This window comes from Mesorhizobium hawassense, from assembly GCF_003289945.1.
GTDB lineage: Bacteria > Pseudomonadota > Alphaproteobacteria > Rhizobiales > Rhizobiaceae > Mesorhizobium > Mesorhizobium hawassense.
Genome location: NZ_QMBP01000002.1, coordinates 128,453 through 142,140 on the forward strand (window position 1 = coordinate 128,453; position 13,688 = coordinate 142,140).

Below are 13,688 nucleotides of genomic sequence, written 5' to 3' on the forward strand. Positions count from 1 at the left end.
AAAGGAGGGGCCGATGACCCTGACCACACGTAAGGCGTCGAAGCTGGATCAACTACGCGCAATAACGACCATCGTGGCCGACACGGGCGATCTCGGAGCAGTGGCGCGTCTCAAGCCGGTGGACTGCACGACGAATCCGACGATCGTCCTGAAGGCGATCGATACTCCCGAGTACAGCGATGTCGTCGATGAGGCATTGGCATGGGGACGGAAGCAGAGCGGCGATGATGCACACTTGGCAGCTGCGACGGCCGACCGACTCGCAGTCTCCGTCGGCGTCGAACTCTTGCGACTCGTACCAGGGTTCGTTTCCACCGAGGTGGACGCGAACCTGTCGTTCAACATCAGAGCATCGGTCGCGAGGGCACGCCAAATTATCCACGCCTACAAGCTGCGAGGCATCGGGCCCGAGCGCGTGCTCATCAAACTCGCTTCGACGTGGGAGGGAATTCGCGCTGCGGAGATCCTCCAACGCGAGGGCGTGAAGTGCAACATGACGTTGCTGCTGAACCGAGCCCAGGCGATTGCGAGCGCTGAGGCGCACGCCTTCTTGATATCGCCATTTGTGGGCCGCATCTACGACTGGTACATGAAGTCTGGTGAAAGGGACTTCACCGCCGAGGAGGATCCAGGTGTCCGCTTCGTGCGGGACATCTACGGGCACTACAAGTCGAATGGCATCGAGACGATCGTCATGGGCGCGTCGTTCCGCAACACCGGCCAGATCGAGGCACTGGCCGGATGCGATCGGCTTACGATCGCACCATCCCTTATGGACGCGCTTGCGTCCGAGGGGGGCGATCTCAAACGCGTCTTGGCGCCAGCCGCCGCAGAGCCGCGCTCGCTCCGGACCGCGGAAGACGGGATCTGCCACTGGTTCGTGAGCGAAGACGCTGTCGACGTGAAACACCCGGACCCTGCGGGTCCGATGGACGAGACAATTTTTCGGTGGATCATGAACGAGGACGCGATGGCGACCGAGAAGCTGGCCGAAGGCATCCGCGTGTTCGCGAACGACCTGAAGACGCTCCGCCGCAGGATCGCCAAACGCCTCCAGTGAATTCCGCGCCATCGTCACTGAAAGCAACGCAGAGCCGTGCTGATGTTTGTGTACCGCCTAAACAACTCGAGGTCTCAAAGCGTCCCGTAACTGCTCGAGGAGCCGGGGGGCGCAAGTGCGTCCAGCGCACCTTACCGCGGTCGCGCGCGGCGGCGCCTGCGCTCTCGTGGAGTGATGACCTGAGTCAGGCTGCAGCGGATTCCTCGATCGCATCCTCGGCCGGTGCGGCGCTTGAGGACGCGGTGCGCTGCGCCCTGGCACGGTATTCTGACGGATCGCTGCCGTAGTACCTGCGGAAAGTGCGCGTGAAGCTGCTCCGGCTCTGGTAGCCGGCGCTGAGGGCGACCTGGTCGATAGACAGCGCGTTGGCTGCGAGCAGGTCCGCTGCATGGCGCATCCTCACCCGGCGGAGCAATGACATCGGGGACTCTCCGAAGGCGGCGGAAAACCGCGCCATGAAAGCCGAGCGGCTGAGGCCGACGGCGTGCGACAGACTCTGGACGGTGTGAGGCTCGGACGGGCGCGAGGCCATCTCGGCGAAAGCCCGTGCGATCGGCGGATCGCTCAAGATCGAAAAGCGCTCCACCCACGCATTCGTCGAGACCAGGCAGCGCCGGAGCAATGCGAGCAGAACGAGTTTCAGCAACGCCGCCGACATCGGCCCTCCACCAACGTCCTGGGCTGCGAGCTCGGCCATTGCGTAGGCCATCACCTGGTCAAGCTGGTCGTGCACGTCGAACCTCTCGACGATGGGCATTGCCAGGGAGGCGAACAAGTCGAGCGCCGGACCGTAGTTGGCCCGGAAGGACCCGCACGCAAGGACCAGTGTCGGCTCACCGTCTCCGACGGTGTGCCGCTGCGACGACCCGGCCGTGAAGCCGTCATTGTTGTGTTTGCGAGTGTTCCGTAGCGTGGTCGGGCGCTCCGTCGCGGTGATTGTCATCGCCCGCCCAGGCGGGATGATCACCAGCGTGTGGGGTGTCAGGCGTATGGGCGTTTCATCGTCAAGGAGGATGAACCCGGCGCCTCGAAGGCAGTAGTGGATGGTGGAGGCTGCAGCACGGGCAACCGCCAAGTGAGCATTCGCCGCGAGCGCGCACTCCGACAGCCTGACGAAGGTGACGTCCAACGTGGTCATCAACTTGTCGAGGTCTTGTTGCGATATACGCCAGATCGGGTCGCCTGCCATGTCCAGAAGCCTCTATAGTGCTCAGGCCCACATCAGCTCGCCCCGGGACAGCGGGGCGACGCCATCGGCGCGCAAGCAGCACATGACGTTCTCCGGCGAGGGGCCAGTCACCAGTCGGCCTGATGATGTTTATGGCCTTCGCGCATCTATCTGTCGGCATTCCGATGTGACCGACTGTACAGTACAAGGCACGTTCGGCCGGCGCGCCTGTCTCGCGAAGATCAACGATGTCGGGGCCGCGCACGCAGGATCTGCATCTCGCCTCTCGATTGGACCATCACAGGGCGTCGTGCGAAGGCTGGACCCGGACCGCGCATGTAGTGAAGCTCGGGTCGGTATCGCGGAGCCACGAAATCGCGAACCGCGGATACCCAGCCTACGATTAAAGCGCGGAGTTTCATCGTAATTGTTCCTTTCCTGTCTAGGCTGCGTCAGTCCGCAAAGCAGGCCAACGTTGCCGGCAACCAAAGATCGATCTTCGTGCCCCGGCTAGGAGCGCTTGTTATTGAGAGTCCACCACCCAAGCTTTCCATCAGTTGCCTGACGATCGCGAGGCCAAGACCGGTGCCATTGGTCCTCGTCGAGAAATTGGATTGTCCCGCCATCTTCAGCGTCTGGTGGTCCATCCCCACCCCGCAGTCGGCGACAGAAAGGCGGATCATCCGCTCGTGCCCGCCGGGGTGAGAGGCAGGCGGAAACTCCAACGCCGCTGTGATGGTGACGTCGCCGCCTTCGGGCATAGCGTCGCGCGCATTGAGAACCAGGTTGAGCAGAGCGCGCTCGACGAGCTGGCGGTCGATGAAGGCAGGCGGAAGCTCTTCGGCGCTGTCTAATTTGAGCTTGATATCTGGAGAGAGGACACTGGCGAGAGCCGGCTCGAGTAGCTCAAGTAGCTGGCGAATCAGCACAGGTTCAGGGCGCACCGGCCGCGGATTGGCGAAATCGAGAAGCTGGCGAGCGAGCACCTTGGCTTGAAATGCGCAGTATATTGCGCCATCGATCTTCTTCAGCTGCCTGGACGTAGCTAGGTGTCGAGCTTGCAGTTCCTCAAGAATAGTGACGATTGGCGTCAGTAGGTTGTTGAAATCGTGAACGATGGACGAAAGATGCAGCCGCGGGTCAGTCGCTGTAACGGTTGGGACCGCCTCCGAGCCGCGATAGCCTGATGTCAAAGGCGCTGGGGCCTGGTGGGCGGGCAAGCGACCCAAAGCCGTCTGGGATTCTGATGCGCGCATGCCAACCTCGCGAGATTGGAAGAGCCATTCGAGGCTACTTCGTTACTCGCAATTTGATGGTTTTGCATGCCGTGAGCTATTGCACGTGGGTGGTGCGCAATGATCGATACGTTGCAGCAAGTAAACCTAGATTTAGTACGAACGTGTAGGGCTTTCATGTTCGCACGTCGCGTCTGCCCCGGAAGCCTTGGCCGAGGCAAATCAGAGAAAGTCGGGTGGCGAATGTAGCTCGCCGGCATCTGAGCCGCGTCGAGTCGACACACGAAGGATTTGCTTCGATGCGAACGTATGAGTTCCCCGATTCCCCCCTGGGTAACGCTTCAATTTCGAAATCCCAGAGGCGCCCTTTTGCAACGTATGCCGTTGTGTGGAAGGTCCGGTCGAGTTCATGCAAAGTGAGGCCGGTGTGCATCAGGAAGACGTTGCTGGCGCCGTCGTCACGTGCATCTCGTGATAAGTCTTGCCCGCCGCCGTGACTTCAGCGGAAAGATGCCGGGATGGACGTGGACGCTGGGACCCGTTACGGCGCGATCGGCATCGAGGTTGGTTGTCCTGATGAACAGCCGTTGGCTTTTGACCGGCTCCTGCGCAGTCTACGCCAGAACGTCATTGGTGATTTATTTGTCCTCATTTTCGCGAGCGGTGCGTTGCTGGTGAAGTATCCGCTCGACAGTGCGCCAAGGAGGCTGTGGTTCCTGTAGATGTTAGCGTCCTTGACGGTGGTGGAGGCTTGTTTGAGCTGATCGTCATATGCCGGTCCGAGAAAGGCGAACGGCGCAATCAACGCACCGTCACCGATCCCAGTCCCTTTCACGATGTCGAACGCGGGCTTGGTTCCGGGCCTTCCCAGCCGGCAAGAAGGCTCTGGCGCCGAACGCCGCTGCTGCCGCCACCGGACAGGGTGAGTGTGTTGAAATTTTCAACTTTATGGATGGATCAGTCCTGGCCGCCTCCAAGCGCTAGGCGCGAAAAGCGACAAGCCGGCGAGCGGGATAGCCGGCATAGGAGTAGCCCCAAACGCGGATGTCGCCGCAATAGCCGCGAACCTTGGAGGCGGAGATCAATTGCGTAAGGACGCCGTCGCGCGGGGGTGCGGCAATGCACGCACTCAGCTGGGCCGCGTACACGCCAAGAAGGATCGTCTCCGCAAGACCTTTGCCATACCGTTGATGGCGGCGGACAATGACCTAACCAATCTGATGGACAGGAATAGTGCCTCGCCAAAAGCTATAGAGCTCAGGAGGTTTGCGGCTTGTCAGGCACCAGCTTGAGCTTGTCCGCCATTCGGCCCAGCTCGGGAAGCGAACCGGCCTTCATCTTCTGCATACCCCTGCTCCGATGCACCTTCACCGTGGCTTCGGCGATGCCGATATCATGGGCAATCTGTTTGCTCAGGCGGCCGCGAGCGACCTGAATCATTATCTCGCGCTCTCTCGGACTGAGCGAGCCGAAGCGCTCCCTAAGGTCGACCAATTCCTTCTCGTTTTCCCGGCGTGCGCGATCACGGAAAAGGCCGAGTTGAATGGCTTCGAGGAGATCCTGATCGCGATACGGCTTGGTCAGGAATTCGATGGCACCTCTTTTCATCGCCTGCACGGACATCGGGATGTCGCCGTGCCCGGTGACGAAGATGATAGGTAGTTCCCTGTTTGCCTCAGCGAGTTCGCGCTGCAAATCAAGACCGCTTTGCCCCGGCAATCTGACGTCGAGCACAAGGCAGGTCGGCCCATCCGGTGGATCGGACCTGAGAAATTCGGCAATAGACCCAAACAGCTGGACGGTGAGACCGACCGATCGCAATAACCGCCCGACCGAGGCTCGAAGCTCCGCATCGTCGTCGATGACCAAAACAGTGGAGCTTGCGTCAGGTATCGGTGTCCCATGGATCACGGCAGTGAGCCTTTTGTCTCGGTTTGCAGATTTGGCCCGACGCGCACAAATCTAGTCCGAATCCCTTTACCTGAACAGCCCTCCGTCTCTGAGGGCTGGACGGGATAGACCCGGGTTAGGTGCACTGGAAGAGTTCCCCGGCCATCTTCGGTGCCCAGCCTTCGCAATTCTCGCCCGGAGATAAACCAAAGTTTATGGGGCATCGTTGTTGGACCCGTGGCATTCTTCACGAGATCACGTAGTCCCCCACGGGGCGACGGCATCGTTGGGCTGCTTACACGGCAGTTCGAGCGAACCGCCAAAGGCGGCAGATGAAGAAATTATTGGTTTCGATCGTTGAAGATGATCGCTTTTTTCGCGAGTCCATGCGAAGGTTCATGAGGTCGCTCGGCTACACGGTCGAGGCATTTCCATCGGCCGCCGATTTCCTCGCGTCCCCTCATCTCGCCGAGACGACCTGTCTCATCGCCGACATCCATATGCCTGTGATGACCGGGCTCGAACTCTACCGACACCTTGTCGATGAAGGGCGAGCGATCCCGACAATCCTCGTTACGGCCTACCCCAATGATGCTGACCGGGCTCGCGCGCTGAACAACGGTGTCGTCTGCTATCTGCGCAAGCCGGTGGACGAGCACGATCTGAAAAGGTGTCTCGGCGCAGCTTTCACGTCCGCTGGAACGACACGAGGAGTTTCATGATCTCGCTTCTGCGCCGTGCAAGATGAACCGAAATACGGCACCACGAGGCTCGTTTGCCTGCACCCATAGCCGGCCCCCATGGGCATCGATGATGGACCGGCATATTGATAGCCCCATCCCAGTCCCGCTGGGCTTGGTGGTGTAGAACGCCTCGAAAACGTGCTTCAGATGCGTCGGATCGATTCCTGGCCCAAAGTCACTGACTGCCACCCCGATTTCTTTGCCGACTTGTTCCGTGCTAATCAGCAGGTCTCGTGATCCCATCTCGACCGCCTCGATCGCTTCGACCGCGTTCAGGATCAGGTTGAGGATGACTTGCTGTAATTGAACTCGATCCCCCTCAACGAGACACAATCCGTCGGCAAACCGGGTCTGGACCGACACCCCGTTTCTGTTGGTTACGCTTCGCGTCAATGCGATCACTTCCTCGACAGCAGCGTTGAGATCGAAGCGCTCTTTTCGCGGCGGTGCTTTCTTGATGTGCTCACGAATGCGGTCGATGATGTCCCCTGCTCGGTCGGCATCGGCGACAACGCAGGCGAGCGCTTCTCTGACCTCGCCCAAGTCTGGCTGCAGTACGTCAAGGAAATTCAGGGCAGCGCGGGCATTGTTCCGAGCACTGGCGATCGGTTGCGTGATTTCGTGAGACAGCGAAGCAGCCAATTCTCCCATCGTGCTTACCCGGTTCATGTGAGCGAAATCCGATTGCATCTGGTGCAATTGCGACAGCGCCTCTTCGGCACGCATCTGATCATCTATGTCGTGACAGAGGCCGTACCACTGGACGATGCGCCCGTCCTGATCCCGCAATGGCTCGGCGCGGCTCGACATCCAGCGATAGACGCCGTCAGCGCGGCGCAGCCGATACCGCATGGCGAAACTCTCGCCGGTGACGAGGCAGCGGTTGAGGGCGTCCCTAAACTTCGCTGCGTCGTCCAGATGGACGGTCTCTATGATCGCGTCCAGCCGGCTCATCCCCGGCCTGTCCGTATCCGCTAAGTCCAGGCCGAGGAAATCAGTCATGCGCCTGTTGAAGAAGGTCGGCTCGCCGTCCGGCGTCAGCCGCCAAAGGTGGCTCGGAACCAAGTCGACAAGCTGCGAGAGCTCCCGCTCCCGGTCGCGCAGCGCCGCCTCGGCCCGCTTCTGTTCGTCAATGTCTATTGTCGTGCCGTACCATTGGGTGATACGCCCCTGACTATCGCGTGAGGGGCGTCCCGAGTTTCGAAACCAGCGATACACACCATCGGCGCGGCGCAGGCGATGCTCTGTGTCATAGTGAGCGCCGGTTTCGAGGCAATGCCGCCATTTGGCGGCGACCCGATCATAATCGTCGGGATGGACGACCCGACGCCAGCCGAACTCATCCTCGTTGTCGGAAGTATTAAGATCTTCGCGCGCGTTACCGAGGAAAGCCAGGGTGCTTGGACTGACATACGTGAACCTTCCGGCGGCATCGGCCGACCATGCGTGGCCGGGCATGCTCTCGATAATTTGCAGCGCGCGCGTCGCTTCGGAGTCGGTTTGGCTAGGTGAATTGGAAAATGTCGTCATTGGCTACTCCATGGAGTGCGCCCCTGAGGGTGGACCGGGTTCAGGCTGCTGATTTGCCAGTCCGCCGGATGTGTTGATCCTCGAACTGCTGCGGGCTCGGATAGCCAACCGCCGAATGGAGCCTGCGCTTATTGTAAATCACCTCGACGAAGTGAGGAAGGTGGTCAGCGACGCCCTCGAAGCTCGCGAAGGCCGCGGGATAGACCGCCTCGACCTTCAACGCCTTCATAGAGTTCTCCACCTTGGCGTGGTCGTCTGGGTTGCCTCTGCAGCCCATCGCACCAGGCACGTTCAGGCTCCGTTTCCGGTGCGGTGGGCACGCCAGCCACCAGAACGACGTCGAAGCCGTCCGCAGCCTCCTCGAAGGTTAGGTCAGCCACCATTCGTATGCCGTTCGACGCGCGTTGCGAATTGCGGTGAGCGGCGGCCAATGCCGTTTCATAGCGATCCGTGCTTGTCGAGATAGCTGTTGGCCTCGCTGCACACGTCCGCCTGGCCCAGGGCTTCGACACCCTCATAGACCACAATCGCGACAGCTTGTAACGGCATTTCGCGCCGCCCCGCTGGGCCCGGGGATATTCCGCACGAACACGATCCGCTATTTGTTGACGACCTCCACGCCATAATCGGCAAGATCGATATGCACGAGGAAAGGCCGCTTGCCAGACAGCAGGCTATATGACCGAAAGCGGCCTTCGTCAGCGGTTCGATAGGCACGCAAGCGACCGCTGCAGCGCTCCAAGCGCGGGCAGCACACTCGTAAAGGGCATGGCGGTGTGGATGTCCGAAAGAGGATCAGGCAGTTCGGACGTCATACACATTAGCCGGCATTTCAGGTGCGAAAAGATGGCGTCCTGCTGACACCTCGCTCAACGAGGAACGAGCCGCTACTTCAACGTAGCAAGATAGCCAACTAGGTCCGCCCGGTCTGTCGGGTTCTTCAGTCCTGCGTAGGGCATTCTGTTTCCGGGAACTACCTTCTGTGGCGATTCCAGATACGCATCAACAATCTTCGCATCCCAGACAATGCCGGACTTCTTCATCGCATCGCTGTAGCGGAAGCCGGGAACCGTCCCGGCCGTCCTGCCGATGATACCTCCCAGGCCGGGCCCAACGCGATTGGCATGATCTGTCGCGTGGCATGCAGCGCAAGCTTTGAAGACGGTTTTTCCGTGCTCGGCGTCCTGTGCGTAGCCGGGATTTGCGGTTGTTCCCGCAAGTACAAGCATCGCGATCAACGCGCCAATCTTTCTCGGGTCTTTCATTGGGAACGTCCTTTCTTAGATTGGGATCAGAGGTGGCGTGGCCTTGCAACGCCAAGCCCCGCCTTGAAAAACTGCTCGGGGGTGAGGGCCGATCGATAGCCCAGTTCAGGCTTACCCTCTCGCCAAGGGCCGCGCATATAAAGGCGAGCGCCCTTACCGAAATCGCCTGCCAGTTGTCGGTCGATGTAGGCTGCAAGCCCGCAATGGACGCCGCCTGGTGTCAGCGCATCCGCAGGACACATAACGTTGACCAATTACCTCGACGAAGCCGGCTTCGTCCTGGCCGAATGATAGATAGCCCGGCCTCGGCGATGGCAACTTGGCGGCGATAGCACTCGCGGAAGCTTCTGCGGATTGGGAGGAGACCGGTCGGGATGCGTCCGCGAGAGCCTCAGTCGTTGCGGCGGTTCCTACCAGGACGCCCCGAGCCAGCGAAGCAGCGCCCGTGGCGGCGGCAACGCCGAGAAAGCCTCGACGGCTCGGATGGAAGGTCTTATCAGCCGGATCATTGGTCATCGGAGTTGCAGTCCACTTTTTTGGTCGTGGCAAAATCGCGTGAATCCACGGGGCTCCTTTGCGGCCAGGCGGGGCACGGCGGCACGCGCAATTGCTTCAATCAATGTCAAGGCGGCCGCGTGTGCTCGGCCGGCCCAACCAGACCCAAAGATCGGACGCAGCGGGCGAAATTAGAAATTCCCTTTGGACATGCTTTCGATAGGCGTGAGGTATCATCGTCCAAAAGCGCTGTGCGCACCGCCGCCCGGAGGCATTTCAAACCGGCTCATTTGCCGGATCGTCCGGGATACGGCGGCGGCAACCGGAGGCGCGCCGTTTGTCTGGACCAACGGCGACGGATTGTGGATTCGCGGCGCGATCCCAGGACCTACTTTTCCGCCGCGGCGGCGTGCGACCCGCGACACTCCCGTCTGGACCATCCAAGGAAACACGCGTCGATGCAACAGTCGGTCGTGCGCCTGAAGTTCACTCCGCCCTTGGACCGGCGGTAGACGATCGACGCCACGCTAACCAACCCCCTTCCATGGCGCGCCGGGGAGTGGAATGGAAACGATAACAAGCCGGCATTTCTAGTGGTTGGCCTATCAGCATAGCTTTTCTGTGCGACTAACCGGGCTGACCCGTGAAGGTTGTATGGAGTGCCTACCAGCATAGGGGCGGCTTGAACGCCCTCTTACATGGATGCGCTTTCCACGTCGCAATGACCCGCCGAAGCAAACAAATATATAGGAGTCATCATGTCGTTCCGCTTCATCACCAAGTCTATGCACGCCTACCTCATCGATTATCCGGTCGCTGTCGTCTTGATCGCAGCACCGTTCCTGTTGAAGCTCGGCCAGAGCGGGCCAATCGCACTGTGGCTTTCGGTCCTTGTCGGTGTCGCGGCGCTCCTCTTGCCCATCCTGACCGACCATCCCACCGGGCTCGTCCGTATCATTCCCTACTGGCTGCATCTTTGGGTCGATCGCGCCGTCGGGGTACTGTTTGTCATCGCACCGTTCGCCTTCAGATTCGCTGGGCTCGACGCCTGGTACTACTGGGTCCTGGCTGCCGCTGTCCTGCTCACGACGTCAGTCTTTAACGCGCCTGAGGAGCCGGCCGCTAGGCGTTTGGGATTGGACAAGCGCACAGCGGGTTGAAGGCGGCGACGGCGTCGTCGAGGATCGAGACGTTGCCGATGTTCGTCCGTGAGGACTCGGGGAGGGCGAGCGGTTCCGCCCTCCGTTACATCACCCATTGCGTAGCCATCGATGCCCTGCCCCCCTTTAGGATCAGGTGATGATCGTCGTCCGCCACCTGAACGAGTCGGGGTCGCAGCGCATCCTGTGGCTTCTGGACGCGGTGTGGGCCCCTTACAAGGTTGCGCTCTATCAGCGCGACGCAAACTGGGACGGATATTGCTGAATTACGTGGAACAAAAAGGCGGGGCTCGATGCAAAACGTGGCACCAGTGATCAACGAAGCTCGCCGGAGCGGAACGCTCCGGCTGGAATTCATATCCGCCGTGGTCTCGCTGGTGGCCTCTTTTGCTACTTCAGCCTCGCCGATCCCCCTGTACAACATCTACCGGGCAGAGGAAGGGTTCTCTAACTTCGGCATCTCGATGGCCATCGTCAGCTACTCCGTCGGCACCATCGCCTCACTGTTGGTACTGGGACGTCTGTCCAATCATCTGGGCCGGCGGCTCACTGCGATCACTAGCCTCGGCCTGCTCCTGCTGGGTTGTCTGCTGTTGCTGGATGTGCACGACATCAACATCCTGCTGGCCGGTCGGCTCCTGGTGGGCCTCGGTACTGGGTTGGCCAGCAGTAGCCTTACCTCCTACATTGTCGACGCCGCACCTGATAAGCCGGAATGGTTGGCCTCCGTCGCCTCCAGCCAAGGACCAATGCTCGGCCTCACCGTCGGGGCCATCGCCTCCGGCGCCCTGGTCCAGTTCGGCCCCTGGCCACGTGATCTCATCTACCTGGTTTGCGTCGGCTTCCTATTACTGTCTGCCGCACTCATCGCCATCAGCCCGGAAACCGCAACTCCGGCGCAAGGCGCTTGGCGATCACTGCTACCGCGAGTTCGCGTGCCGGCCCGGGTCAGGCATCTGCTCCCTGTCGCGGCAGCGGTGTTCTTGGCTACCTGGGCAACCGGTGCCTTCTACCAAGCCTTCGTGCCTGCGCTGGTCGAAGATCAACTCCACACCCGCAGCCCGCTCATCCTCGGATTGGTGTTCTCCGCCTATATGGCCCCCAGCGTTTTCGGCGCTCCCATCGGCGGCCGGTTCACATCCGCGGTAGCCCAACGCGTCGGCATGATCACCTTCCTGGCCGGAATGATCGGCATCATCACAGCGATCAACTCCGGCACACTCGCGTTGTTTATCATCGCAACCATAGTCGCCGGCGCCGGCCAAGGCATCGCTATCAGCGCCGCCACCCGTGGTCTGCTGCACGGCAGCACGTTAGCCGACCGCGCACCGATCTTCAGCGCGATCTACCTGCTCTGCTACAGCGGTGCCGCCTTCCCCAGCCTCATCTCCGGCGAACTTTCCAACACCTTCTCGCTGCCACAGATAGCCTTTGGATATGGGGTACTTGCCCTAGTCGCCACCCTGTTCACTGTCCTCGGTGCACGCAATCCGCACACTGGCGCGACCGGGAACAGCACCTGCGGCAGCTCTTCGACCTTCGACGATGCCGCCGCCTTCAACCCGGCCGAGCGACGCGCGGGGGAGACGATCGTCCGTGTTCGTCGGTGATGACTCAGGGGCACGACCGGTTCTCCCCTCCCCGTGGATCATCGTCGCCGCCCACATTCAGGTGGAAGATTCGACCATGTCCTGGCGCAGCTCGGCCAGCTTTTCTAGGAGAAGAAAGTGATACTCAATCATCCAATTTTTACGCGCTGGCCGGTGCAGTACCCTGATCGGCTGCAACTCTTTTCCCTCCCGACGCCCAATGGGGTGAAGGTCGGCATTATGCTTGAGGAAACGAGCCTCGCTTACGAGCCGCACCGGATCGACATCATGGCGGACGAAAGCCACGACCCGGCCTTTCTCGCGCTCAACCCCAACGGCAAGATTCCAGCAATCTACGACCCCGACGGGCCGAGCGGCACGCCGCTCGCGCTGTTCGAATCAGGCGCGATCCTCCTCTATCTTGCCGACAAGACAGGACAATTTATCTCGGCCGATCCGAACACCCGCTACGAAACATTACAGTGGTTGATGTGGCAGATGGGCGGAGTCGGGCCGATGTTCGGCCAGGTCGGCTTCTTCAACAAGTTCGCCGGCAAGGCCTATGAGGATAAGCGCCCGCGCGACCGCTACGCAACCGAGTCAGCGCGGTTGCTCGGTGTCCTCGACGAACGGCTCGCGGGCCGTGACTGGGTGATGGGCGCTGACTACAGCATCGCTGATATTTCGCTGCTCGGCTGGGTGCGCAACCTGATCGGGTTTTACGAAGCGCGCGAGCTCGTCGGCTTCGACCGCTTTGTTCATGTGCAGGCATGGCTGGACCGCGGGCTGGCGCGTCCGGCGGTGCAGCGCGGGCTGCAAGTGACGGCGGCCTAGGTGAGAATAATCGGCGTCGGCTACCTTGCAGTGCGGGTGATCGAATTCCCTCGGCCCTCCCACGTGGGTGTCCGCGAGCGCACAGTCCCGCCACAAACGCATTTCCGAGGCTTTGCATCGCTGATGCACGGCGGGCAATCAGCCGAGAGCATTTAGCGGCCGCGTTCGTCGCGGCCGCGCCGAGCAAAGGCACGAGCGCCTAGGGTCCACATTGCGTGTCCGGGAATATCCCGCAAATCGCGGGACTTTCTGATCTGCCGGACCGAGGTTGCCGGACACGAGCGGTCAGTAGTCTGAACTCTGGCGTGAAATCACGAGTGGCACCGATCACGTTTACTGGCACCGTTTCAGATTGGGGAGCTCCGCACGCCGCAAGCGGATAGGTGCATAGTACGGCGAGACGCCGATTGCCGATAACCTCGTTGAGACCGCCTTCGTAGTGGCAAAAGTGTCCCCAGTCCTCCTTTGCCAACCAGATCGTATCCCCCGTCAGTCTCATGCCGGGGTAACCTCGACACGAGCGCGAGCTTCTCATGCCAACCGCGTGTCACTCTCTCGCCATCAAACGTATCACCCTGGAGAAACCAGTCGCGGGCCGACGTAATCCGGTTCTTATCTTCTTACCCCATTCGAGAAGAACAGCTGCAAAACAGCCCCCCCTTGAAATCACCGGAGACTGTCGGCCTGGCTGTCACCGTCTCCCTGGTCGCCGTCACCAT

The 13,688-nt window shown here is 60.7% G+C and carries 15 protein-coding genes; 7 read left to right on the forward strand and 8 right to left on the reverse strand.

Annotated elements, in window-relative coordinates; genetic code table 11:
* Window positions 1-13 precede the first annotated feature (13 nt).
* A complete protein-coding gene (locus DPM33_RS04865) occupies window positions 14-1,060 on the forward strand; it encodes a transaldolase (protein WP_112096170.1) in 1,047 nt (348 codons plus the stop codon).
* A gap of 184 nt (window positions 1,061-1,244) precedes the next feature.
* Here the strand turns inward: DPM33_RS04865 and DPM33_RS04870 are convergent, their stop codons facing one another.
* From DPM33_RS04870 to DPM33_RS04880, 3 genes are all read right to left on the reverse strand, one after another.
* Window positions 1,245-2,249: a helix-turn-helix domain-containing protein gene (locus tag DPM33_RS04870; RefSeq protein ID WP_112096172.1), complete on the reverse strand. Its 1,005-nt coding sequence runs from the start codon at window positions 2,247-2,249 to the stop codon at window positions 1,245-1,247.
* A gap of 221 nt (window positions 2,250-2,470) precedes the next feature.
* Window positions 2,471-2,650: a hypothetical protein gene (locus DPM33_RS36835; RefSeq protein ID WP_112096174.1), complete on the reverse strand. Its 180-nt coding sequence runs from the start codon at window positions 2,648-2,650 to the stop codon at window positions 2,471-2,473.
* Between the two features lie 30 nt (window positions 2,651-2,680).
* Window positions 2,681-3,484, reverse strand: coding sequence for a sensor histidine kinase (locus DPM33_RS04880; protein ID WP_112096177.1), 804 nt, complete (start codon window positions 3,482-3,484; stop codon window positions 2,681-2,683).
* Between the two features lie 497 nt (window positions 3,485-3,981).
* Here DPM33_RS04880 and DPM33_RS04885 point away from each other — a divergent pair, with 497 nt between their 5' ends.
* The gene (locus tag DPM33_RS04885) at window positions 3,982-4,185 is read left to right on the forward strand and encodes a hypothetical protein (protein ID WP_112096178.1); all 204 of its coding nucleotides are present in this window, start codon (window positions 3,982-3,984) and stop codon (window positions 4,183-4,185) included.
* A gap of 535 nt (window positions 4,186-4,720) precedes the next feature.
* Here the strand turns inward: DPM33_RS04885 and DPM33_RS04890 are convergent.
* Window positions 4,721-5,356 (reverse strand): response regulator transcription factor, encoded by a 636-nt coding sequence (locus tag DPM33_RS04890; RefSeq protein WP_112096716.1) that lies wholly within the window; start codon window positions 5,354-5,356, stop codon window positions 4,721-4,723.
* Window positions 5,357-5,685: 329 nt separating this feature from the next.
* Here DPM33_RS04890 and DPM33_RS04895 point away from each other — a divergent pair, with 329 nt between their 5' ends.
* The gene (locus DPM33_RS04895) at window positions 5,686-6,075 is read left to right on the forward strand and encodes a response regulator transcription factor (RefSeq protein ID WP_112096180.1); all 390 of its coding nucleotides are present in this window, start codon (window positions 5,686-5,688) and stop codon (window positions 6,073-6,075) included.
* On the opposite strand, the gene DPM33_RS04900 is transcribed toward DPM33_RS04895, so the two are convergent.
* The 3 genes from DPM33_RS04900 to DPM33_RS04915 all read right to left on the reverse strand — a co-directional run bounded on the left by DPM33_RS04900 (window position 6,070) and on the right by DPM33_RS04915 (window position 8,891).
* Window positions 6,070-7,626 (reverse strand): PAS domain-containing sensor histidine kinase, encoded by a 1,557-nt coding sequence (locus DPM33_RS04900; RefSeq protein ID WP_112096182.1) that lies wholly within the window; start codon window positions 7,624-7,626, stop codon window positions 6,070-6,072. The genes DPM33_RS04895 and DPM33_RS04900 overlap by 6 nt on opposite strands.
* Before the next feature lie 40 nt (window positions 7,627-7,666).
* A complete protein-coding gene (locus tag DPM33_RS04905) occupies window positions 7,667-7,855 on the reverse strand; it encodes an IS3 family transposase (RefSeq protein ID WP_245442004.1) in 189 nt (62 codons plus the stop codon).
* 658 nt (window positions 7,856-8,513) lie between these two features.
* Window positions 8,514-8,891: a c-type cytochrome gene (locus DPM33_RS04915; protein ID WP_112096186.1), complete on the reverse strand. Its 378-nt coding sequence runs from the start codon at window positions 8,889-8,891 to the stop codon at window positions 8,514-8,516.
* 1,253 nt (window positions 8,892-10,144) lie between these two features.
* On the opposite strand from DPM33_RS04915, the gene DPM33_RS04920 reads away from it, so the two are divergent.
* The 4 genes from DPM33_RS04920 to DPM33_RS04930 all read left to right on the forward strand — a co-directional run bounded on the left by DPM33_RS04920 (window position 10,145) and on the right by DPM33_RS04930 (window position 12,969).
* Entirely contained in the window at window positions 10,145-10,546 is a 402-nt protein-coding gene (locus DPM33_RS04920; protein ID WP_112096188.1) for an SPW repeat domain-containing protein, read from the forward strand.
* A 139-nt stretch (window positions 10,547-10,685) separates the two neighbouring features.
* Complete coding sequence (locus DPM33_RS37385; RefSeq protein WP_281004781.1) at window positions 10,686-10,811, forward strand: thioredoxin domain-containing protein; 126 nt, start codon at window positions 10,686-10,688, stop codon at window positions 10,809-10,811.
* A 46-nt stretch (window positions 10,812-10,857) separates the two neighbouring features.
* Window positions 10,858-12,156, forward strand: coding sequence for an MFS transporter (locus tag DPM33_RS04925; protein ID WP_245442005.1), 1,299 nt, complete (start codon window positions 10,858-10,860; stop codon window positions 12,154-12,156).
* A 117-nt stretch (window positions 12,157-12,273) separates the two neighbouring features.
* Entirely contained in the window at window positions 12,274-12,969 is a 696-nt protein-coding gene (locus tag DPM33_RS04930) for a glutathione S-transferase N-terminal domain-containing protein (protein ID WP_112096192.1), read from the forward strand.
* Between the two features lie 199 nt (window positions 12,970-13,168).
* Here DPM33_RS04930 and DPM33_RS37725 read toward each other — a convergent pair whose 3' ends face one another.
* A complete protein-coding gene (locus DPM33_RS37725) occupies window positions 13,169-13,504 on the reverse strand; it encodes an MEDS domain-containing protein (protein WP_112096194.1) in 336 nt (111 codons plus the stop codon).
* Between the last annotated feature and the right edge of the window lie 184 nt (window positions 13,505-13,688).